This window comes from Methylobacterium sp. P3_A11, assembly GCF_056403155.1.
Genome location: NZ_JBFUGA010000065.1, coordinates 1 through 20,997 on the forward strand (window position 1 = coordinate 1; position 20,997 = coordinate 20,997).

27 protein-coding genes are annotated in these 20,997 nt (G+C 69.2%); 16 read left to right on the plus strand and 11 right to left on the minus strand.

Features of this window, described 5'->3' with window-relative positions; genetic code table 11:
• Positions 1 to 230 (plus strand): transglutaminase-like cysteine peptidase (locus AC1DXK_RS19635; protein ID WP_477298741.1); only part of this gene is annotated, 230 nt, incomplete at its 5' end.
• 115 nt (positions 231 to 345) lie between these two features.
• The gene (locus AC1DXK_RS19640) at positions 346 to 672 is read left to right on the plus strand and encodes a hypothetical protein (protein ID WP_457106829.1); all 327 of its coding nucleotides are present in this window, start codon (positions 346 to 348) and stop codon (positions 670 to 672) included.
• A gap of 817 nt (positions 673 to 1,489) precedes the next feature.
• Here the strand turns inward: AC1DXK_RS19640 and AC1DXK_RS19645 are convergent.
• From AC1DXK_RS19645 to AC1DXK_RS19660, 4 genes are read right to left on the minus strand one after another with little or no spacing between them, the layout of a single operon-like run.
• On the minus strand, positions 1,490 to 1,972 hold the full coding sequence (locus AC1DXK_RS19645; RefSeq protein WP_457106830.1) for an arsenate-mycothiol transferase ArsC: 483 nt from the start codon (positions 1,970 to 1,972) through the stop codon (positions 1,490 to 1,492).
• 23 nt (positions 1,973 to 1,995) lie between these two features.
• Positions 1,996 to 2,478: a UPF0262 family protein gene (locus AC1DXK_RS19650; protein ID WP_457106831.1), complete on the minus strand. Its 483-nt coding sequence runs from the start codon at positions 2,476 to 2,478 to the stop codon at positions 1,996 to 1,998.
• 10 nt (positions 2,479 to 2,488) lie between these two features.
• Positions 2,489 to 3,784: a histidinol dehydrogenase gene (gene hisD, locus AC1DXK_RS19655; RefSeq protein WP_477298744.1), complete on the minus strand. Its 1,296-nt coding sequence runs from the start codon at positions 3,782 to 3,784 to the stop codon at positions 2,489 to 2,491.
• A 21-nt stretch (positions 3,785 to 3,805) separates the two neighbouring features.
• Positions 3,806 to 4,255 (minus strand): DUF2948 family protein, encoded by a 450-nt coding sequence (locus tag AC1DXK_RS19660; protein ID WP_457106833.1) that lies wholly within the window; start codon positions 4,253 to 4,255, stop codon positions 3,806 to 3,808.
• 186 nt (positions 4,256 to 4,441) lie between these two features.
• Here AC1DXK_RS19660 and AC1DXK_RS19665 point away from each other — a divergent pair, with 186 nt between their 5' ends.
• Positions 4,442 to 4,825 (plus strand): hypothetical protein, encoded by a 384-nt coding sequence (locus AC1DXK_RS19665; RefSeq protein ID WP_477298746.1) that lies wholly within the window; start codon positions 4,442 to 4,444, stop codon positions 4,823 to 4,825.
• A gap of 36 nt (positions 4,826 to 4,861) precedes the next feature.
• On the opposite strand, the gene murA is transcribed toward AC1DXK_RS19665, so the two are convergent.
• Positions 4,862 to 6,151, minus strand: a complete 1,290-nt coding sequence (gene murA / locus AC1DXK_RS19670) for a UDP-N-acetylglucosamine 1-carboxyvinyltransferase (protein ID WP_457106835.1) — start codon at positions 6,149 to 6,151, stop codon at positions 4,862 to 4,864.
• Positions 6,152 to 6,229: 78 nt separating this feature from the next.
• Positions 6,230 to 6,406 (minus strand): hypothetical protein, encoded by a 177-nt coding sequence (locus AC1DXK_RS19675; protein ID WP_457106836.1) that lies wholly within the window; start codon positions 6,404 to 6,406, stop codon positions 6,230 to 6,232.
• Between the two features lie 345 nt (positions 6,407 to 6,751).
• Between AC1DXK_RS19675 and hemA the strand changes: the two genes are divergently transcribed.
• From hemA to AC1DXK_RS19715, 8 genes are all read left to right on the plus strand, one after another.
• Entirely contained in the window at positions 6,752 to 8,020 is a 1,269-nt protein-coding gene (gene hemA, locus AC1DXK_RS19680) for a 5-aminolevulinate synthase (RefSeq protein ID WP_457106858.1), read from the plus strand.
• A gap of 217 nt (positions 8,021 to 8,237) precedes the next feature.
• Complete coding sequence (locus AC1DXK_RS19685; protein ID WP_457106837.1) at positions 8,238 to 9,035, plus strand: inositol monophosphatase family protein; 798 nt, start codon at positions 8,238 to 8,240, stop codon at positions 9,033 to 9,035.
• A 172-nt stretch (positions 9,036 to 9,207) separates the two neighbouring features.
• A complete protein-coding gene (locus AC1DXK_RS19690; protein ID WP_457106838.1) occupies positions 9,208 to 9,753 on the plus strand; it encodes an adenine phosphoribosyltransferase in 546 nt (181 codons plus the stop codon).
• Positions 9,754 to 9,922: 169 nt separating this feature from the next.
• Positions 9,923 to 10,057 carry a 50S ribosomal protein L34 gene (gene rpmH, locus AC1DXK_RS19695; protein ID WP_007558110.1) on the plus strand — a complete coding sequence of 45 codons (135 nt, stop codon included), beginning with the start codon at positions 9,923 to 9,925 and terminating at the stop codon, positions 10,055 to 10,057.
• 79 nt (positions 10,058 to 10,136) lie between these two features.
• On the plus strand, positions 10,137 to 10,748 hold the full coding sequence (gene rnpA, locus AC1DXK_RS19700) for a ribonuclease P protein component (protein ID WP_457106839.1): 612 nt from the start codon (positions 10,137 to 10,139) through the stop codon (positions 10,746 to 10,748).
• Positions 10,738 to 12,594: a membrane protein insertase YidC gene (gene yidC, locus AC1DXK_RS19705; RefSeq protein ID WP_477298751.1), complete on the plus strand. Its 1,857-nt coding sequence runs from the start codon at positions 10,738 to 10,740 to the stop codon at positions 12,592 to 12,594. The genes rnpA and yidC overlap by 11 nt, the downstream gene beginning before the upstream one ends.
• A gap of 14 nt (positions 12,595 to 12,608) precedes the next feature.
• Positions 12,609 to 13,262: a ribosome biogenesis GTP-binding protein YihA/YsxC gene (gene yihA / locus AC1DXK_RS19710; protein WP_457106841.1), complete on the plus strand. Its 654-nt coding sequence runs from the start codon at positions 12,609 to 12,611 to the stop codon at positions 13,260 to 13,262.
• Complete coding sequence (locus AC1DXK_RS19715) at positions 13,259 to 13,642, plus strand: DUF423 domain-containing protein (RefSeq protein WP_457106842.1); 384 nt, start codon at positions 13,259 to 13,261, stop codon at positions 13,640 to 13,642. Before yihA ends, AC1DXK_RS19715 begins: the two co-directional genes overlap by 4 nt.
• Before the next feature lie 14 nt (positions 13,643 to 13,656).
• Here the strand turns inward: AC1DXK_RS19715 and AC1DXK_RS19720 are convergent, their stop codons facing one another.
• Both AC1DXK_RS19720 and AC1DXK_RS19725 read right to left on the minus strand, forming a co-directional pair.
• Positions 13,657 to 14,331 carry a metallophosphoesterase family protein gene (locus AC1DXK_RS19720; protein WP_457106843.1) on the minus strand — a complete coding sequence of 225 codons (675 nt, stop codon included), beginning with the start codon at positions 14,329 to 14,331 and terminating at the stop codon, positions 13,657 to 13,659.
• Positions 14,332 to 14,389: 58 nt separating this feature from the next.
• The gene (locus tag AC1DXK_RS19725; RefSeq protein ID WP_477298754.1) at positions 14,390 to 15,553 is read right to left on the minus strand and encodes a mandelate racemase/muconate lactonizing enzyme family protein; all 1,164 of its coding nucleotides are present in this window, start codon (positions 15,551 to 15,553) and stop codon (positions 14,390 to 14,392) included.
• 123 nt (positions 15,554 to 15,676) lie between these two features.
• On the opposite strand from AC1DXK_RS19725, the gene AC1DXK_RS19730 reads away from it, so the two are divergent.
• Entirely contained in the window at positions 15,677 to 16,591 is a 915-nt protein-coding gene (locus AC1DXK_RS19730) for a LysR family transcriptional regulator (RefSeq protein WP_457106845.1), read from the plus strand.
• Here the strand turns inward: AC1DXK_RS19730 and AC1DXK_RS19735 are convergent.
• Together AC1DXK_RS19735 and AC1DXK_RS19740 are read right to left on the minus strand one after the other, a co-directional pair.
• Complete coding sequence (locus AC1DXK_RS19735; RefSeq protein WP_457106846.1) at positions 16,567 to 17,214, minus strand: RraA family protein; 648 nt, start codon at positions 17,212 to 17,214, stop codon at positions 16,567 to 16,569. The genes AC1DXK_RS19730 and AC1DXK_RS19735 overlap by 25 nt on opposite strands.
• 113 nt (positions 17,215 to 17,327) lie before the next feature.
• On the minus strand, positions 17,328 to 17,822 hold the full coding sequence (locus AC1DXK_RS19740; RefSeq protein WP_457106847.1) for a pilus assembly protein N-terminal domain-containing protein: 495 nt from the start codon (positions 17,820 to 17,822) through the stop codon (positions 17,328 to 17,330).
• Positions 17,823 to 18,118: 296 nt separating this feature from the next.
• Between AC1DXK_RS19740 and AC1DXK_RS19745 the strand changes: the two genes are divergently transcribed.
• From AC1DXK_RS19745 to AC1DXK_RS19755, 3 genes are all read left to right on the plus strand, one after another.
• The gene (locus AC1DXK_RS19745) at positions 18,119 to 18,283 is read left to right on the plus strand and encodes a Flp family type IVb pilin (RefSeq protein WP_457106848.1); all 165 of its coding nucleotides are present in this window, start codon (positions 18,119 to 18,121) and stop codon (positions 18,281 to 18,283) included.
• A 229-nt stretch (positions 18,284 to 18,512) separates the two neighbouring features.
• Complete coding sequence (locus AC1DXK_RS19750; protein WP_457106849.1) at positions 18,513 to 19,049, plus strand: A24 family peptidase; 537 nt, start codon at positions 18,513 to 18,515, stop codon at positions 19,047 to 19,049.
• 66 nt (positions 19,050 to 19,115) lie between these two features.
• Entirely contained in the window at positions 19,116 to 19,850 is a 735-nt protein-coding gene (locus AC1DXK_RS19755) for a M48 family metallopeptidase (RefSeq protein WP_457106850.1), read from the plus strand.
• A gap of 36 nt (positions 19,851 to 19,886) precedes the next feature.
• Here AC1DXK_RS19755 and AC1DXK_RS19760 read toward each other — a convergent pair whose 3' ends face one another.
• Positions 19,887 to 20,261 carry a hypothetical protein gene (locus AC1DXK_RS19760; protein ID WP_457106851.1) on the minus strand — a complete coding sequence of 125 codons (375 nt, stop codon included), beginning with the start codon at positions 20,259 to 20,261 and terminating at the stop codon, positions 19,887 to 19,889.
• A 185-nt stretch (positions 20,262 to 20,446) separates the two neighbouring features.
• Here AC1DXK_RS19760 and AC1DXK_RS19765 point away from each other — a divergent pair, with 185 nt between their 5' ends.
• Complete coding sequence (locus AC1DXK_RS19765) at positions 20,447 to 20,989, plus strand: invasion associated locus B family protein (RefSeq protein WP_477298758.1); 543 nt, start codon at positions 20,447 to 20,449, stop codon at positions 20,987 to 20,989.
• Positions 20,990 to 20,997: the final 8 nt, after the last annotated feature.

A 20,997-nucleotide genomic window follows, 5' to 3' on the forward strand; every position in this document is an offset into this window, starting at 1 on the left:
ACCGTGGTGATCGACGAGAAGGGACCGTGGTGATCGACGAGAAGGGCGAGGGCCACGCGGTGCTGACCCTGATCACCGACCGGGGCGACCTCGTGCTCGACAACAAGACCAACGCGATCCTGGCCTGGCACAAGACCGGCTACGTGTTCATCAAGCGCGAGAGCCAGGACGCGGTCGCCTGGGTCTCGCTCGGCGGCGTCACCTCCCCGGTCACAACCGCCAATCGCTGAGCGGTCGTCGGCACGCCTGCCTCAGTGGGCGCAGCACTCGGTGCGCCGGCAACAGGTCTTAACGGTACGCTAACCCTGTCGGCGGCACTCTGTCCCGGGACGGAGTGCCTGATTGATGTCGCGAGCCCGCCACGTATCGCAGGTCCTGGTTTGCGCCGCGCTGCTGGTCGCGGGCATTGCCTGCCGAGCGCAGGCCGCCGGCGAGACCGCAATGCGGCACGAGACGTGGCGCGACTGCCTCAGCCGCAATTTCCGGATCCAGGCCGTGCTGACGGAGCGGGATCTGGCCGCCGATGCGGCCTTCGTTGCGTGCCGGGGACCCGAGGAGGCCTATCTCACCGCTCTGGCAAGCTCGCCACTCCTCGACGAGGTGGATGTCGCGCGCGCCCGCCCGCTCGTCGCCGGGCGCATCCGAGCCTGGCTGATCGGAAGGAGCGGGTAACGCGTCGGGGCTCAAAGGCGCAGAGCCCGTGTGCCGTTGACGGAGCAGCCGCGCTGGCGCCGCAGTCGGAAAGCTCAGGACCGTTCCCGGCCACGGTGGAGCATGGCGCGGGTCTGGGCGGGCATCCTCGATTCAGTCGATCCGCCGCGCCCCTGCGTCCGCATGGGACAGCCTTCCCGTGGTAAAGGCTGCGCGATCGAAAACGGGTCTAGGCACCGCAGGCACAACAGTTCCGAACATTCGAGATCCTCTCTTCGGGGGTCCCATGAGTCGGGTCCGACGTCCCGTAAGCCCGCCAATGCCTGATCCACTGTCTGACATAGTGTGGGCCTCTCGGCGTCGCCGCCAGCTTATGGGCCGCCCAGCAATCAGCCAGCTTCCGGGACGTGGTTTGGACGGCTAGGAGGCCGTATTCGTGAACGACGTAGAAATGACTCGCGTCTGATATCTGGGCATCGATTTGCGATGCCCGTGAGGGACAATAGAATAGGGTGCCTGAACTGAGAGCCGCGACCTTTCCGGATGTCATCGCGCAGCTGTTCGTGACGGGAACGCTGAGTAGGATTCCTGAAGGATCCCATTGTGGAAATGAGTTCACTGTAGAAATGATATAAAGAATTGCCGATACGCTTATATTTTTGTGGATAGGCATTTGATTTCTGCCGAATCGGACAGTACGGCAAAACGTATAGCAGATTTTTTCAACGCCCGATGCTTGGTTTTAGCTTCGACGTTCCGCGCGAAGCGGCCCAAGGTCGCACGGCGACGGCCAGCGGACGATCGATAATCCGGCTCCCGGAAGCCGGATCCTGCGCCGTCAGGCTTTCAAACGGGCCTTGATCCGCCGGGTGAGCCCGTCGCGGACATCCCGGTAGGCCTCGAGGCGCTGCTCCCGGGAGGCGTCCTGCACCAGCGTCGGATCCGGGGTCGGCCAGTATTCGACATCGGCCGCGAGGGTGTGCGTCAGATCGAGCGCCCGGTGATGCGCCTCCGGGGCGAGGGTGATGATCAGGTCGAAGTTCAGCCCCTCCCAATCCTCCAGTTCCTCGATGGTGCGCGGGCGGTGCCGGGTCGCGTCGATCCCGACCTCGTCGAGGGCCGCGATCATGAACGGGTCGGTGGGCTCGCCGGAGCGGACCCCGGCTGATTGCACATAGGTGGACTTGCCGAAATAGGCGCGCGCGATCGCTTCCGCCGCCACCGAGCGCACGGCGTTGTAGTTGCACATGAACAGGACGGACTGCACCCGCCGCTTCTTCGCAGGAGCGTCGGGCGGAGACGCGGGAATGGGCTCAGCCATCGCCGGTCGGCGCGGAGGGCACCCTAGCCCTTCCAGTGCAGGGCGAAGATCAGGGTGAACAGGCGCCGCGCCGTGTCGTGGTCGAGGTCGACCTTGCCGTCCAGGCGCTGCTTCAAGGTCTCGGACGCCTCGTTGTGAAGCCCGCGCCGGCCCATGTCGATCGCCTCGATCTGCGAGGGCGAGGCGGTGCGGATTGCGTTGTAGTAGCTCTCGCAGATCATCTCGTAGTCGCGGATCACCCGCCGGAACGGCGTGAGGGACAGGAGGTGGGTCATCACCGGCTCGCCGTCGACCGTCGCAATCGCGAAGGACAGCTTATTCTCGACGAGGCCGAGCGTCAGGGCGTAGGGGCCTTCCCGATCCGGGATCGCGAAGCAATTGTCCTCCAGGATGTCGAACAGCGCGATCGCCCGCTCGTGCTCCTGATCCGGGTTGCCCCGGGCGATGGACGCCTCGTCCAGGCTAACCTTCGCGAGGCGGTTCGGCCCGCGCTGCTTCTCCGCCATCCCCAAAACCTCACAGGTTCAGCCGGATCGCGACGGAGCGGGCATGCCCCTCAAGGCCCTCCGACCGGCCGAGGCTTATCGCCGCCGGACCGAGCGCCCGCAAGCTCTCCGGCGTGCAGGCGAGGATCGTCGTCCGCTTCATGAAGTCGAGAACCCCGAGGCCGGAGGAGAACCGGGCCGAACGGGCGGTCGGCAGGACGTGGTTGGGGCCGCCGACATAGTCGCCGATTGCCTCCGGGGTGTGCGACCCGAGGAAGATCGCGCCGGCGTTGCGCACCTTGGCGGCGAGCGCCTCCGCATCCTGCGTCTCGATCTCGAGGTGCTCGGGGGCGAGGCGATCGACGAGCGGGACGGCCTCGTCGAAGTCCCGCACCCGGATGACGGCGCCGTAGTCGCGCCAGCTCGCCCGGGCGATCTCCTGGCGCGGCAGGGTCGTGAGGGCGCGCTCCACCGCGCCCTCTACGGCATCGGCGAGTTCGGCGCTGTCGGTGATCAGGATCGCCTGGGCGGCCACGTCGTGTTCGGCCTGCGCCAGCAGATCGGCGGCGATCCAGTCCGGATTGGCGTGCCCGTCGGCCAGGATCAGCACCTCGGAGGGACCGGCGATCATGTCGATCCCGACCTGGCCGAAGACCCGGCGCTTGGCCGCGGCCACCCAGGCATTGCCGGGTCCGACGACCTTGGCGACCGGCGCGATGGTGGCGGTCCCGTAGGCGAGCGCCGCGACCGCCTGGGCGCCACCCACCCGGTAGACCTCGTGCACGCCGGACAGCTGCGCCGCGGCCAGGACCAGCGGGTTCATCTGGCCGTCCGGAGTGGGGACCACCATGACGATCCGCGGCACGCCGGCGACCCGGGCCGGAAGCGCGTTCATCAGCACCGAGGAGGGATAGCTCGCCGTCCCGCCCGGAACGTAGAGTCCTACCGATTCCAGCGCCGTCCAGCGCCAGCCGGCCGTGACGCCCAGGGCGTCGGTGGCGCGGTGATCGGCGGGCCGCTGAGCCCGATGGAAGCTCTCGATCCGCTCGGCGGCGAGGCGCAGGGCCTCTAGGGAATCCGGCGGGCAGGCCGCGACCGCTGCGGCGATCTCCGCCTCGGTGACGCGCAGGTGCCCGGCGGAAAAATCGCCGCCGAGCCGGTCGAAGCGCCGGGTGAAGTCGACCAGCGCCGCGTCGCCGCGGGCGACGACGTCCGCGATGATGCCGCGCACGGCCTCGTCCACGTCCTCGGCGATTTCGCGCTTCACCGTCAGGAGACGCGCGAAGGCGGCGGCAAAATTCGGATCGCTGCTGTCGAGCCGGACCATCGGGAAGCCTTTCGTCTCGCGTCAGGCCGCCGGGCCGGCGGCCGTATCGGTCGTGTCGATGTCGTGGCCGGGGCGCGTGGCGGATTCCCAGACCGGGCCGAGGTCCTTCATCCGGACTTCGATGCACTCGACCTCCAGCCGAAGGGCCGCTCCGCCGGAGAAGACCAGGTCGATATACCCGGAAGGCGCATCCGTCGGCTCGAAGGTGAGGGCGAGCAGGCTCATCGGAGTGTTGTCGCCCGGCGTCAGGCCGCGGCTCTTGACGCTGCGGACGCGCTCGAAATGCAGGCCGCTGAGGCGCCGCCGGGGCGGGGCGTCCGGCGTCCAGTCGAAGCGCCGCGCGGCCATGAGGAAGCGCTGCTCGCCGGCGAGATACGTCAGGTCCTCCGGCCGGAGGATCGCATCCTGCAGGTGCGCGGAGATCACGGTCAGGTCCTCGGTGTCGAGGGCGGCGAGCCTGAGCAGCTCCATGCAGGGGGTCCTCGGGAAACACGGGTCGCGGGTCGGGCGGCAAAGTGCCCCGCGGCAGGGCGTAGGTAGCGGCGCGGTCCCGTTCGGGCAACGGCTGGCTTGGGGGTCGCGATGTCGCCACGGCCCAGGCTTGGCCCAGCGCGGGCGCCTAGAAGCCACGATGGTGGATTTCAGGCAGGATGTCAGATGTGGAAGCACATCGTAAGCGCGGCCGTGACCGCACTGGCGCTTGGGCTGCCCGCCGCCGATCCGGCTGGCGCGCAGATGGGTCCAAACGCGAGACCCTACATCTACGGTCGGCCGGGCACCGACCGGGCGGACGACGCGCCGCCCCGGTACAGGCCCCCGCCACCGCCGGCGGATTTCGGCCCGGACTGGCCGCCGCCGCCCGATGACGCCGACGACCGGCCCCGGCCGCGCTGGCGCTATCGCACCGAGCGGCGCCGGGAGGCCGATAGCGTCTGCGTCACCGCCCGCGGTACCTGCCTGACCCGGGCCRCACCGCCCGACACACCCTGCGGGTGCGGGATTTCCGGTTTCGGACATGCCCGTGGCCGGATCGAGGACTGAGCGCGCGGGCCGCCGGACCCGCGCCGCGTCATGCGATCACGCCCGCACGCGCTCGATCTGTGCGCCGCAGCGGCTGAGCTTGGCTTCCAGCGCCTCGAAGCCGCGGTCGAGGTGATAGACCCGGTTGATCTGGGTTTCCCCCTCGGCGGCGAGACCGGCGATGACCAGCGACACCGAGGCGCGCAGGTCCGTCGCCATCACGGGCGCGCCCTTCAGCCGCTCCACGCCCTCGACGATGGCGAGATCGCCCTCGAGGCGGATCTTGGCGCCGAGACGGGCGAGTTCCTGCACGTGCATGAACCGGTTCTCGAAGATCGTCTCGCGGATATGCGACTGTCCCTTGGCCAGCGTCATCAGCGCCATGAACTGCGCCTGCAGGTCCGTGGGGAAGCCCGGGAACGGGTCCGTGGTCACGTCCACCGCGGCGATGCCGGCGCCGTTGCGGCGCACGCGGATCCCGCCCTCGACCTGGCTGATCTCGGCGCCGGTGGTCGAGAGCACGTCGAGGGCCGAATGCAGGAGGTCGGCCCGCGTGTCCTTGAGGACGACGTCGCCGCCGGCCATCGCCACCGCCATCGCGTAGGTGCCGGTCTCGATCCGGTCGGGCAGCACCGCGTGGCGGGCGCCGCCCAGCCGGGCCACGCCCTCGATCTCGATATGCGGCGTGCCGGCGCCGCGGATCTTGGCGCCCATCTTGTTCAGGCATTCGGCGAGATCGACCACCTCCGGCTCGCGGGCGGCGTTCTCGATCACCGTGGTCCCGTAGGCGAGGGCGGCGGCCATGAGGGCCACGTGCGTGCCGCCGACCGTGACCTTCGGAAAGGCGATCTCGGCGCCGCGCAGGCCGTTCTTGGTCCGTGCGACCACGTAGCCGGCATCGATGTCGATCTCGGCCCCGAGCTTCTGCAGGGCCATGATCAGCAGGTCGACCGGGCGGGTGCCGATGGCGCAGCCGCCGGGAAGTGACACCTTCGCCTCGCCGAACCGGGCGAGCAGCGGTGCGATCACCCAGAAACTGGCCCGCATGGTCGAGACCAACTCGTAGGGCGCCGTGGTGTCGATGACGTTCGAGGCGGTGAGCCGGATGGTCTGACCGGTCTCGGTGGTCTGACCCGGACGCTTGCCGACGACCATGTGGTCGACGCCGTGATTGCCGAGGATCCGCGTCAGCGCCGCGATGTCGGCCAGCCGCGGCACGTTGATGAGTTCGAGCGTCTCGCCGGTGAGAAGGCTCGCGATCATCAGCGGCAGCGCCGCATTCTTGGCGCCCGAGATCGGGATCACGCCGTTGAGCGGCGTGCCGCCGGTGATGTGGATGCGGTCCATACTGTGTCCTCGGGCCGCGCCCCACTGGGGCACGCGGCCGTGTTCCTCGCGGGCGCCGGCGCCCAGGCTTGGCCGGTGCTATAGACCGGATTTGTCGGAATCGGGACCGCGGGTTTCGCGCTCTTCCCGGAGGGGCTCCGCATCGGCCGCAGGCGAGACCTCGGCCCGGCCGCGTTCCTGGGCCTTCCGGCGGCGCAGGTTCTGACGGAGCGCCGCCTTCAGGCGCGCGGTGCGCGCATCCTTGGATTCACTCATCGCGCGACCCTTCGTCGCCGCAGGCAAGGAGCCTGGGCCGCCGAAGCAAACATGCTCGACCCGCGTGACGACATGGGGGAACGCTGCGTCCTGATCCGTGAAGAGAGCCGGAAGATCGGCCGCAACGCTAGCCGGTTCGGGCGTGCCTCTCAACGGATGCAACGCTGCGATGCCGGAACCTTACCTTGAACCAGTTCCAGATCCGCGCGTATCTTCCACCCCTCATACGAAGGACTGGACCGAGGCCAAACCTCGATCGCGGGCCTGGGACACCGCAAGTGGTGTCGCCCGCGCGGCCGAACACGCGAAGGACGCTCGATGACCGTCACCCGGATGCCCAGCACGATGCTCGCCGCCGCGGGATCGACGCGCGCCGGCTCTGGCTACGAGTCCTATTTCCGTGGCGCCCTGGACCAGCTGCACGGCGAGCGACGCTATCGCGTCTTCGCCGATATCGAGCGCATCTCTGGGCGCTTTCCCACCGCCAAGTGGCGTCAGCCCGAAGGCAAGACCACCGAGATCACCGTGTGGTGCTCCAACGACTACCTCGGCATGGGGCAGCACAAGGAGGTCGTCGCGGCGATGACCGAGACCGCTGCCCGCTGCGGCGTCGGCGCTGGCGGCACCCGCAACATCGCGGGCAACTCCTCGCCGCTGGTCGACCTCGAACGCGAACTCGCCGACCTACACGGCAAGGAGGCGGGCCTCGTCTTCACCTCGGGCTACGTCTCGAACCAGGCCGGCATCTCGACCATCGCCAAGCTGATCCCGGACTGCCTGATCCTGTCGGACGCCTTCAACCACAATTCGATGATCGAGGGCGTGCGCCATTCCGGCTGCGCGAAGAAGATCTTCCGCCACAACGACCTCCAGCACCTGGAGGAGTTGCTGCGGGACGCGGGCGACCGGCCCAAGCTGATCGTGTTCGAGTCGGTCTACTCGATGGATGGCGACGTGGCGCCGATCGGCCGGATCTGCGACCTCGCTGACCGCTACGGGGCGATGACCTACCTGGACGAGGTCCACGCGGTCGGCCTCTACGGTCCGCGGGGCGGCGGCATCGCCGAGCGCGACGGCGTGATGCACCGGGTCGACGTGATCGAGGGGACCCTGGCCAAGGGCTTCGGCTGCGTCGGGGGCTACATCGCCGCATCGGCGGCGATCTGCGACGCCGTGCGCAGCTTTGCGCCCGGTTTCATCTTCACGACAGCTCTGCCGCCTGCGGTGGCGGCTGCCGCCCGGGCCTCGGTGCGCTACCTCAAGCGCTCGAGCGCCGAGCGGGAGGCGCATCAGCGGCAGGCTGCCGCCACCAAGGCGGCCCTGACCGAGGCCGGCCTCCCGGTCCTCGAGACCGAGACCCACATCGTGCCGGTGATGGTCGGCGACGCCGAGCTGTGCAAGGCGGCGGCCGACCACCTGCTGGAGCACCACGCCATCTACATCCAGCCGATCAACTACCCGACGGTGCCCCGCGGCACCGAGCGGCTGCGCATCACGCCTTCGCCGTTCCACGACGCGACCCACATCGCCCGGCTCTCCGCCGCCCTCGCCGAGACCTGGGAAGCCCTGGATCTGCCCCGGGCCGGGACGGTGTTCGTCGAGGCGGCGGAGTAGGGACCCCGCGCTCCTCCGCGACAGGCCGTCGGAAGCCCTGCCCCGTTGGCGGGCGGCGTGAAGGCGGATGAGCCATCGCTCGACCACAGCAGGCGTTCAACCCTGGCCGTCGCGGTGCGAGGGCCACGCGCACCGCTCCCATGTCCCATGCCCGTCTCGTCTTTTCCGCCACCGGCCTGTAACGACGGGGCCAATCCTTCCTGCGAAAAGTCCGACCATGATCTCCTCTCCGCTCATGACCGTGATGGTCGATGCCGTGCGCAAGGCCGCCCGGGGCCTGCGCCGCGACTTCGGCGAGGTCGAGAATCTCCAGGTCTCGCGGAAGGGCCCCGGCGACTTCGTCTCGGCCGCGGACCGCAAGGCCGAGGAGGTGGTGCGCGACGCCCTGATGAAGGCGCGCCCGGGCTACAGCCTCGTGCTGGAAGAGAACGGCGTGATCGAGGGCACCGACAAGAGCCACACCTGGCACGTCGATCCCCTCGACGGCACCTCGAACTTCCTGCACGGCGTACCGCACTTCGCGGTCTCGGTCGGCCTCGAGCGCGAGGGCCAGATCGTGGCCGGCGTGATCTTCGACCCGATCAAGGACGAGCTGTTCGTCGCCGAGCGTGGCAAGGGCGCCTACCTCAACAACCGGCGCCTGCGCGTCTCCGGCCGGCAGGACATGGCCGACGCGCTCATCGGCTACGGCACGCCCTATCTCGGCCGCGGCAGCCATCCGCGCCTCCTGCGCGAACTCGGCGCCGTGATGGCGGTGGCCGGCGGCACCCGCCGGATGGGCTCGGCGGCCCTCGACATGGCCTACGTCGCCTGCGGGCGCCTCGACGGCTACTGGGAGCGCGACCTCCAGACCTACGATTTCGCCGCCGGCGTGATCCTGGTCCGCGAGGCTGGCGGCTTCGTGACCTCGGCGGACGGCGCCGCCGAGCCGCTGGCGCCGCGCTCGGTGGCCTGCGGCAACGAGGGGCTGCACCGGGAACTCGTCGCCATCCTCAAGAAGGTCCAGGCGGCCTGAGCCCAGGCATCGTCCCGACAGGTGCGCCCCGACCTTCGGAAACGATGATGCGAAACCAAGACTCTGGCGCCGCGTCTCGGTTCCCGGATCCGGGACGAGGCTCGAGTCGCGAACTGGTCAGGGCGCCGGGCTTCTGCTTTAAGCCCGCGGTTCTCCACGGAAGGCCGAACGCATGGAAGCCCGCCGCCACGTCGCCCTGAAGGAATCGATCCGCTCGATTCCGGATTATCCGAAGCCCGGGATCATCTTCCGCGACATCACCACGCTGCTCAGCGATCCGCGCGCCTTCCGGCGGGCCGTGGATGCGCTGGTGCATCCCTACGCGGGCGGACACGTCCATCAGGTCGCCGGCATCGAGGCCCGCGGCTTCATCCTGGGCGGCGCCATCGCCCACCAGCTGTCCTGCGGCTTCGTGCCGATCCGCAAGAAGGGCAAGCTCCCCCACACGACCGTCTCGATGGCCTACGCCCTCGAATACGGGACCGACGAGATCGAGATTCACGTCGACGCCGTGAAGCCGGGCGACCGGGTCCTGCTGGTCGACGACCTGATCGCCACCGGGGGTACCGCCACCGCGGCCGTCAACCTGCTGCAGAAGATCGGCGCCGAGATCGTGGCTGCCTGCTTCGTGATCGACCTGCCCGAGATCGGCGGCGCACAGCGCCTGCGCGACATGGGCGTCGAGGTGCGCACCCTCATGCAATTCGAAGGTCATTGAGGCCGGCGAAACGTTGACTTCGCGGGACCCTTCCGCCATAAGCCCGCCACTCGCGACGTGGCGCCCCGCATGGGCGCCCTTCGTGTTTGCAGACAACCAAGGACGCGTGAAGGTCGGGTGCGGCATCAGCCGCCCGCGAGCGCGCCTCGACCTTTGAAGGCTCTGAGCCATGAAGAGAACCTACCAGCCGAGCAAGCTCGTCCGTAAGCGCCGCCACGGCTTCCGTGCGCGCATGGCCACCGCCGGCGGCCGCAAGGTCATCGCGCGCCGTCGCGCCCACGGCCGCAAGCGCCTGTCGGCCTGAGGCTCTAGGACCCGCGCCGGCGCGCCGTCGAAGGGCGGCCGTGCCGCGGGGGAGGGGATCAGCCGGGATCGAACCATCGATGGCGACGATCGAGCGGCTCAAGAAGCGGCCTGACTTCCTAGCGGCTGCCGAGGGACGTCGGTTCCATACCGATCGGATGACCGCGCAGGGTCGCCTGAGGACGCCGCAGGCCGAGGGCACCGAGAGCCCGAGAGGGCTGAGGCTCGGCTTCACCATCACGAAGCGCGTGGGGCACGCCACGGAGCGCAATCGCATCCGCCGACGCCTCCGCGCCGCCCTGAACGTGATCGCCCCCGAATTGCCGTCCGACGTGGCGGTCCAGCCGGCGGATATCGTGCTCATCGCCCGGCGCCCGGCCTTGCATGCGCCGTTCGACACGCTCGCGGCGGACCTCCGCCGCGCAATTCCGGCCGTGATCCGGCCGTCCACGGGCGGGCGCGGCGAGCGGCCTCCCGGGCGATCCGGCGGCCGGCGCTCCAAAGACGCACCTTCTCAGCGCGCCATGGGCGCAAGCCCTGCGCAGGCGCCCGCGGCCGAGGGAGCGGACATCGCTTCGTCGCACCCGCGCGTCACAGATCCCCGAATCACAGGCGCGGCCCGGTCCGACGGGGCTGGCTCCGCGCCTGTTGCCACTCCGAACGCGTGCGGCGGTGTCCCTGATGGGCAATGACAAGACGAACATGTTCGTGGCCATCGGCCTGTCGCTGCTGGTGCTGCTGGGCTGGCAGTACTTCGTGGCCGGCCCGCGCGTGGAGCAGCAGCGTCTGATCGAGGCGCAGAACAAGGCCGCGCAGCAACAGCAGCAGCCCCCGGGCGTAACTCCGGACGGTGTGCCTTCGCCATCGCCCAAGGAAGGCGGCCCGGCCGCCCCCGCGCCCGGTACCGTGCCGGGGCAGGCCGCTCCGGTCGCCCGCGAGGCGGCGCTGGCCCGTTCGCCGCGCATCCGGATCGAGACCCCGGCGCTTTCCGGTTCGATCGCCCTGAAGGGCGGCCGCGTCGACGATGTCTCACTCAAGAACTATCACGAGACCGTCGACCCCAAGAGCCCCGAGATCGTTCTGTTCTCGCCCGCCGGCAGCGAGACGCCCTACTACGCCGAGTTCGGCTGGGTCGGCGCCAATGCCGGGCCGCTGCCCAACAACGACACCCTCTGGACCAGCGAGGGCAAGACCCTGTCGCCCGGCATGCCGGTGACCCTGACCTGGGACAACGGCGCCGGCCTCGTCTTCAAGCGCATCATCGCGGTCGACGACAAGTACATGTTCACAGTCCGCGACGAGGTCGAGAACAAGGGCTCGGGCGCGATCACGCTCTACCCCTACAGCCTCGTCTCGCGCTGGGGTAAGCCGCACACCCAGGGTTACTACGTCCTGCACGAGGGCATGATCGGCTACCTCGGCAACGACGGCCTGCAGGAACTCACCTACGACAAGCTCGCCAAGGAGGGCGCCTACGGCGGCGCCAACACCAAGGGCAAGGCCTGGACCGGCGTGACTGGCGGCTTCGTAGGCATCACCGACAAGTACTGGGCCGCGGCCGCGATCCCCGACCAGGACACGCCCTACACGGGCGCCTTCACCGACCGCACCGACGGCACCACCAACGTCTACCAGGCGAGCGTGCGCGGCGACGCCGTGAACCTGGCTGCCGGGGCCTCGGCCACCGCGACGCAGCGGCTGTTCGCGGGCGCCAAGGAAGTCAACCTGATCAACAACTACGAGAAGGACCTCGGCATCAAGCACTTCGATCTGATGATCGATTGGGGCTGGTTCTTCTTCATCACCAAGCCGATGTTCCGGGCGCTGGACTTCTTCTACCACCTGTTCGGCAATTTCGGCGTCTCGATCCTGGTGGTGACCTTCTGCCTGAAGCTGCTGTTCCTGCCGATCGCGAACCGGTCCTACGTCTCCATGGCCAAGATGAAGGCCGTGCAGCCCGAGATGGCCGCCATCCGCGAGCGCTACAAGGACGACCGCCTCAAGGCGCAGCAGGCCACGATGGAGCTGTACAAGAAGGAGAAGATCAATCCGGTCRCGGGCTGCTGGCCGGTCCTGATCCAGATCCCCGTCTTCTTCGCGCTCTACAAGGTGCTGTTCATCACCATCGAGATGCGCCACGCGCCGTTCTTCGGCTGGATCCACGACCTCGCGGCACCGGATCCGACGAGCATCGTGAACCTGTTCGGCCTGCTGCCCTTCCCGGCGCCCGATTTCGTGCACCTGGGCGTCTGGCCGCTGATCATGGGCGTGACCATGTTCGTCCAGATGAAGATGAACCCCGCGCCGCCGGACCCGGTCCAGGCGCAGATCTTCACCTTCATGCCGATCGTGTTCACCTTCATGCTGGGGTCGTTCCCCGCCGGCCTCGTGATCTACTGGGCCTGGAACAACACGCTGTCGGTGACCCAGCAGTACATCATCATGCGCCGCAACGGCGTGAAGGTGGAGCTGTGGGACAATCTGCGCAGCACGTTCCGGCGCGGTGCCGGCAACAAGGCGGCGGCCACCAAGAGCTGACGGGCGGAGCCTGCGTGACCGAAACCAACGACGACGCGGCCGACCTCACCGAGGCCGGCCGCCTCCTGTTCGCCGGCGCGGCCGACTTCTACGCGGCCGCCCAGACCCTCGACCGCCTCCCGCCGATGGAAGGCGTCGAGATCGCCTTCGCGGGGCGCTCGAACGTCGGCAAGTCGAGCCTGATCAACGCGCTCACCGGCCGCAACACCCTCGCGCGGACCTCGCACACGCCGGGACGGACGCAGCAGCTCAATTTCTTCCGGATCGGCGAGCGCCTGTCGCTCGTCGACATGCCCGGCTACGGCTATGCGGCCGTCGAGAAGGCCAAGGTCGAGGCCTGGACCCGGCTGATCCATGCCTATCTCAAGGGCCGTGCCAGCCTCGCCCGGGTGTTCATGCTGATCGACGCCCGGCACGGCTTCAAGTCGATCGACACGGACGTGCTCGACGGCCTCGACAAGGCGGCGGTGAGCTATCAGGTCGTTCTGACCAAGGGCGATTCCCTCAAGAAGGGCGAGGTTGCGAGTCGCATCGCCGGGATCGAGGCGGGCCTCGCCAAGCGTCCCGCTGCCTATCCGCAGGTGATCCTCACCTCGAGCCGGGACGATCTTGGCGTGCCGGAGCTGCGGGCGGCGATCGCAAAGCTCTTGGTCGAGAGGGGCGCGTGAGAGGTTCGGGCGTCGACCGCGCGTTCGCGGCGCTCGCCTGCCTCGCGGGCCTCCTCGGCGTGGCGCTCAGTGCTGCCGCCGCGCATATTCCTGGCGCCGACTCGCTCAAGACGGCGGCGCAGTTCCTGTTGTTCCACGCCCCGGCCATCCTCGCGCTGGTCGGATTGGGGGCCGCCGGCTTCATCCGGGTGGCCCTCGCCCGCGTGGCGGCCGGGCTGCTGGTCCTCGGGTTGATCCTGTTCTGCGGTGACCTCGCGGTGCGCACGTGGCTCCAGCACCCGCTGTTCCCGATGGCCGCGCCGACGGGCGGCTTCGCCCTGATGGCCGGATGGCTCGCCGGGATCCTGTGTGCGCTGATGCCGGCGCGCCGAGCCGCCTGACGCATCGCTACGCCTCACCCGGCCCCGACCTGCAGGAACTCCAGCGCCGGTCCCTGCCCGTCGGAGAACACCCCCGCGGTGAGCGTGCCGCCGTAGACCGCTGCCGTATCGAGATTGGTGCGGAACCGGCACACCTCCGGGCGTCCGCTCCGCTGCGGGGTGTGGCCGTGGACCACGTGACGTCCGAAATCGTGTTCGTCCTCCAGGAACGGCTCCCGGATCCAGAGGCGATCATGCGGGTCGGAGTCCGGCGCCGCCACGCCGGGTCTCAGACCGGCATGCACGTACCAGCGGGCACGATCGCCGTGCAGCGTCGGCAAGGCCTCGATCCAGTCGAGCGTATCCCGCGGAATGCCGGTGGGGTCCCGGGCGCCGAAGGAATCCAGCGTCGCCTCGCCGCCGTTGTACAGCCAGTGCGCGGCGGCGCTTCGGGTCTGGAGCGCGTCGAGCAGCATCCGTTCGTGATTGCCCATCAGGCAGGTGACGCGCTCCGGCTCGGCCCAGTTCAGGCGGCTGACGGTGCGCAGGACCGCGGCGCTGTCGGGACCCCGGTCGATGTAGTCGCCCAGGAAGACCAGCCGATGGGCACGGTCGCCGGCATGCTCGGCGATCCGCTCCAGCAGGTCGTCGAGGAGGGCGGCGCAGCCGTGGATATCGCCAATGGCGTAGGTGAGGGGGCCGGATTCCATGGCGCCATGGTCCACCGCCCCGCCGCGCTCCGCAAGCCTCGTCCGATCCCGGAGCCGGCTACTCCGCCAGGTCGCGCATGACCGAGATCAGGTCCGCCTTGCCCTCGAAGCCGATGCCTGGCAGGTCCGGCATCACGATATGCCCATCCTCCACCCGCACCCCGTCCGGGAAGCCGCCATAGGGCTGGAACAGGTCCGGGTAGCTCTCGTTTCCGCCGAGCCCGAGGCCGGCCGCGATGTTGAGCGACATCTGGTGCCCGCCGTGCGGGATGCAGCGGGACGGCGACCAGCCGAATTCCGCCAGGACGTCGAGGGTGCGCAGGTACTCCACCAAGCCGTACGACAGGGCGCAGTCGAACTGCAGCCAGTCGCGGTCGGGCCGCAGGGCGCCGTAGCGCAGGAGATTGCGGGCATCCTGGTGCGAGAACAGGTTCTCCCCCGTCGCCATCGATCCGGGATAGTAGGGGCTGAGGGCTGCCTGGAGGGCGTAGTCGAGCGGGTCGCCGGCCTCCTCGTACCAGAACAGCGGATAGTCCCGGAGCATCCGGGCATACGCAATGGCCGTCTCGAGATCGAAGCGCCCGTTGGCGTCCACGGCGAGGCGCCCCCGCCCGTCGATCTCGGCGAGCACAGCCTCGATCCGACGCCGGTCCTCCTCGATCGGGGCGCCGCCGATCTTCATCTTCACCACCGTGTAGCCGCGGTCGAGGTAGCCGCGCATCTCGGCCCGAAGGGCGGAATCGTCCTTGCCGGGATAGTAGTAGCCGCCCGCCGCGTAGACGAAGACGCGCGGGTCGGCGACGCGGCCCGTCTGCGCCGCCAGCATCCGGAACAGCGGTTGGCCGGCGATCTTCGCCGCAGCGTCCCACACCGCCATGTCGAGGGTGCCGACCGCGACGGAGCGCTCGCCGTGACCACCCGGCTTCTCGTTCCGCATCATCGCGGCCCAGATCCGCCGCGGATCGAGGTTGTCGCCTGCATCCGTCAGGAGGCTCTCCGCTTCCGCCTCCAGGATCCGATCGCGGAAGCGCTCGCGGATCAGGCCGCCTTGGCCGTAGCGGCCGTTGGAGTTGAAGCCGTAGCCGACGACCCGGCGCCCGTCCCGAACCACGTCGGTGACCACCGCGACGAGGCTCGTGGTCATCTTGGTGAAGTCGATGTAGGCGTTCCGGATCGGCGAGGCGATCGGCTTGGTGACTTCGCGGACGTCGACGATGCGCATGTCTGTGTCTCCCGGGTGCGTCCGGATGCCTTAGCGTCGGCCGAGCGGGGATCGCCAATGCCGTTTCCGCGGTACGCGATGCAGGGCCGGCATCGGCCGCGAACCGCCGCCGGGGAGGATCCCATGGACCTGGACTGGGTGAAGGATTTCCTCGCCCTCGCGGAGCACCGGACCTTCTCGCGGGCGGCCGAGGCTCGGCACGTCACGCAGCCGGCCTTCAGCCGTCGCATCCGAGCCCTGGAGGCGTGGATCGGGGCGCCGCTGTTCCTGCGGGGCGCCCAGGGTGCGACCCTGACCGCCGCCGGGACGGGTTTCCGGCCGCATGCCGAGGACCTTGTGCGCGGATTGGATCGGGCGCGCCGCGAAGCCCGCGCGGCCGGCGCTCGCGCGGGCGCGAGCCTGGCGATTGCGGCCACGCACGCCCTTTCGTTCACGTTCTTCCCCGGCTGGATCCGGCAGCATGCGCCCTTCGAGACCCTCGGCGCGCTCAACCTGATCTCGGACAGCATGGCGGCCTGCGAGGCCATCATGCTGGCCGGCGAGGTGCAGTTTCTGCTCTGCCACCATCACGCCGATGTCCCCATGCGTCTCGACGAGGGTCGCTACGACTCCGTCCGGATCGGCGGCGATTGCCTGGTGCCGCTCTGCGCCCCGTCGGACATGGGAGCACCGCTCTGGCCCCTGGGCTGTCCGGTCCGGTACCTCGCCTATGGCACCGCCTCGGGGCTCGGTCGGATCCTGGCCGCGAGCGGCGCGGCATCGGGCCACGCGCCGGTCTTCACCTCGCACCTCGCGGCAACGCTCATGACCATGGCGTGCGAGGGCGACGGCGTCGCGTGGCTCCCGCTCACACTGGCAGAGGCGGCCACGGCGCAGGGCCGGTTGGTCCGGGCCGGGCCAGAGGATCGCACCGTTCCGCTGGAGATCCGCCTGTTCCGCTCACCCGAGAGCCGGAGCGATGCGGCCGACGCCCTGTGGCGGCGTTTGCATGACTCCGAGCGATCCCCGGAGGATCAGCCCTTCGCGACCCGGGCGTAGCGGCCGTCGTAGCGGCCGGCCCGGATGAGGACGAGAACCTCCTCCTCGCGGGCCATCTGCGCGTGGACGGCTGCGAGCAGGTCCGGGGCGCAGCCGGGCGGAAAGGTCACGACGCCGTCGTGGTCCCCGACCACGACGTCCCCCGGATTGACCGTCCAGCCGCCGACGGAGACCGGCACGTTGATCGCGCCGGGACCGGCCTTGAAGGGTCCCCGCGGAGTGGCGGCCCGGGCGTAGCAGGGGAAATTCGCATCCGCGAAGGCCGCCGTATCGCGCACGGCGCCGTCGATCACGAAGCCGGCGACGCCCCGACTCTCGGCGATGGCCTTCATGATGTCGCCCACGAGGGCTCGGCTCGTGTCGCCGCCGCCGTCGACGACGATCACGTCGCCGCGACGGACCTCCTCCAGAGCCTGATGGATGGCAAGGTTGTCGCCCGTCCGGACCTGAACCGTGAAGGCCGTGCCGAGGAGCCGGCCGTCGTGGTGGAACGGGCGCAGGCCGTTGAGGACCGGCATGCGCGAGAGGCAATCGCTGATCGTGGCCGTCGAGACGTCTCGGAAGGCCGCCAGCAGCGCCGGATCCACGGAGGGCGGCGGCGGATTGCGGGAGATGAGGGACATCGGACGGGACGTCTCCATGTCGTCGACGCGGCTGCCGGCATCATTGTGCGCGACAGTGGCGACGGATCATGCCCCAGTCTGCACCCCTGTGTCTCGCGGAATTGCCGCCGGGGTCAGTGGTCGGCCGCCGGAACCGCGCCGGCGCCGCTGCCGGTGGCGAGCTTGCGCCGGGCGTCGGCCTGCCCGCTGGTCGTGCCGAAATAGGTCGCCGAGTCGCCCAACTGCACCGCCGGCTGGCAGTGCGGCGTGCACGACAGGGATTCCCGGTCGAGCCCGCGCTGAACCGTGATGGTCGAGTCCTGCGATGCCTCGACCCGGATCGTCGTCTCCGCGATCATCGCACCGCCATTGTCGAGCGCGATCAGGTTGGTCGAACCGAAGCTCTTGCCGGTCAGGACGAGGACCCCGTTCTTCTGCGGCGTGACCTCGGCGATGATCGGATTGCCGACGATGATGGTCGAGGTCTTCTCCGGCAGGCGGAGAACCTTGGCGTTATCGACCAGCACGGTCACGACGGGCAGAAGCTCGGGCTGGCCCGCCGCGGCTGCGGCGCCCGTCAGCAGGACGACGAGGCCGGCTCGGCCCGCAATCGACAGGGTGCGGCGCATCGGGTTTCCTCAAGGCGGCGGGCGGTCTACGGGATCCGACCCGCTGCGCGAGGCTATCGCGGAACCGGTGAAGGAAGCGCTAAGCAAGACCAAGCGCCCGCTCTCTGCGGTATCGATGAAACCCAACCTTCACCAAGCTCGCAGCGAGGCGGCTTTTCAGGACTGTGCGGGCTCGATTTAACCGATTTTCAAGGCGTAATCGGCAGTCTGTGCAGGCCGCCGATCGAGACCCGAAAATCTTCATCGGTCATCGCGCAAGTTTAACTGGCCCTGTGTTGATCGAAGGATCGCTTTCCATGAAGACCCTTTTCACGCGCTTCGCCTCGGACGAGTCCGGTGCCACCGCGATCGAGTACGGGATGATCGCAGCCCTCATCGCCGTCGCGATCATCACCGCGCTGAAGACCGTCGGAACCAACCTCACCACGAAGTTCAGCCAGATCTCCGGCAACCTGAACTGATCGCGACGCGTCCGATCTGCGGCAGGTCCGAGACACCCCTGCCCCTCGGCGAGGGGCGGGGTGGTTTCGGGCCGCCGGAGGGACGTTGGTTCCCGAGATCCCGACTGCTCGGCGGTCGCGTGATCCGGGCCGGTCACCGGACGGCCGATTCGGAACGGTCCCTCGGGACGCGACAGGCATCGACGAAATGGACGCCGAGATGGTCGGTTCAGCGACGGCAGGTCTGGGCATGACAGGTCTCAGTCTCACGAGTCTCGGTCCGACAGGCTTCGGACTGCTCATTCTCTTCCCATTCCTGATGGCCTACGCGGCCGCCAGCGACCTGCTGACCATGCTGATCCCGAACCGGATCTCGCTGGCGCTCGTCGCGGGATTCGCGCTCCTCGCCCTGACCGGTCCGATGAGCTGGGCCGAAATCGGTGTCCACTGCGCTGCGGGGTCGATCGTCCTCCTCGTCACCTTCGCCCTGTTCGCCTTCGGCGTCATCGGCGGCGGCGATGCCAAGCTGGCGGCCGCTACGGCTCTCTGGCTCGGCTTAGACGGCCTCGGAGACTACCTTCTGGTGGCCTCTCTGATCGGCGGAGCCCTGACGCTGGCGATCCTGTTCGCGCGGACCCACCCGTTGCCGATCCGGATCGCGCGCATGCCCTTCGCCCTTCATCTGCATGACGCCAAGACCGGCATCCCATACGGGATCGCCCTGAGCGCCGCCGCGCTCCTCGTCCTGCCCGAGACCGAGATCTGGACCCGAGCCCTCGCCGCCTGAACGGCGCGCCGCGATTCCGCGGATCGGGATCTGGAGCCCCGGCCCCGGCCCCGCTAAGAGTCGCGCATGCCCTTCGCGCTGCTGCGTCGACCCGATCCCGACCATCTCGAGGTCCCGCACGAGGGGGCCAGCCTGCGCATCGCGCTCCGTCGGCGGCCGACGGCCCGCCGGATCACCCTGCGGGTATCGGCGGCCACCGGCGAGGCGGTGATCACGCTTCCGAGCCGCACCGCGATCAACACCGCCGAGCGCTTCGCGGCGAGCCACGCGGGGTGGATCGCCGCGCGGCTCGCCCGCGTGCCGACCCGCACCGTCTTCGAGCCCGGCGCCATCCTGCCGTTCCGCGGCGAACCGCACCGGATTACCCAGCGCTCGACGCGCAGCGGTCCGGTGCAGATTGAGCGCACCGAGGGCGAGCCGGTGATCTCCGTCTCCTGCGAGAGCGCCCACGTGGCGCGCCGGGTCCGGGATTTTCTGACGCGCGAGGCCCGTCGCGACCTCGCCGAGGCGATCAGGCGCTATGCCGCGAAACTCGGGCAGCGGCCGGTCCGGGTCACCCTGCGGGATACCCGCAGCCGATGGGGATCCTGCACGGCGCGTGGCGAGCTGAACTTCTCATGGCGCCTCATCCTGGCGCCGCCGATGGTGCTCGATTACCTGGTCGCCCACGAGATGGCTCACCTGCGGGAGATGAACCATTCCCCCCGCTTCTGGGCGCTCGTGAACGAGATGTGTCCCGACACCGACGTTGCCGAGGCGTGGCTCAAGCGCCACGGCGCCGGCCTGCATCGCTACGGCTGAGCGGACGGCCGCGCGCCTGTCACCACTTGGCGCCCGTCACCCCTTGGCGCGGAGGACCCGCTGGCGCACCACCGTGTCCGCCGGCCATCTCGGGCGAGGGTCGACTTCACCGGGATTGAGGGTGCGCGGGGCGACGCTGTCGCAGATCTCGCGCTGGCGGATGATCACCGGATTGCCGAATTCGTCCCGGCGACGGATCAGGCCGCCGTCCCGGCAATAGCCTGCGATCGCCGCGTGGCCGTTGCGGCGACCATAGGGATTGGCCGCAACGGGCGGATGCTCGATCACCAGCGTGCCGGTGTGGTTGAGCGAACGCTCGACATACGTGGTCTCGCCGACCGGCAGGGACTGAGCCCCGGCCTGCGCGAGGGTGGCCATCAAGCAGGCGGCCGAGAGGACGAGCGGGCGCATCACGACGTCAGGATCCGGCGCTGGAGAACAGTCTCGCTCTATCTAGGCCGGAGAGACCCGCGTGGGTAGCGCTCACGGGCAACACCGAACCCGCATCGCTTGACAGCGCGGGGCTGACCATGGTCGGAACACGCCCGATTGTACGGCTCCCGCCGGTCCTCGGCCGGAGCGTTCCGAAGGAATCGGTGGTGCCGCTTCACGCGAGGCTCGTTCGTTTCCGGCGCGCCGCCTGGCACGCCGCGCTGCCGGTGTTCCTCGCCCTTGCGGCGGCGCTCGCGCCCGYCGGACCGGCCGCGGCCCAAGGTATGGTGCGCAAGACCTTCGATGACTGGCAGTTGCGCTGCGAAACGCCAGCCGGTGCGAAGGCCGAGCAATGCGCCCTGGTCCAGTATCTCGCTGCGGAAGACCGGCCGAACCTGACCCTCGTGGTCATCGTCCTGAAGACGGCGGACAATCGCGGCTATCTGCTGCGTGTGGTGGCGCCGCTCGGCGTGCTCCTGCCCTCCGGTCTCGGTCTCAAGATCGACCAGACCGATATCGGCCGCGCGGGATTCGTCCGCTGCCTGACCACGGGCTGCGTCGCCGAGGTGGTGATGGACGACGGACTGATCCGTCAGTTCAAGAATGGCACGCAGGCGACCTTCATCGTCTTCCAGACGCCTGAGGAAGGCGTCGGGATTCCGCTGTCGATGAAGGGCTTCGCGGCCGGGTTCGACAGCCTGAAATGACGATGTTG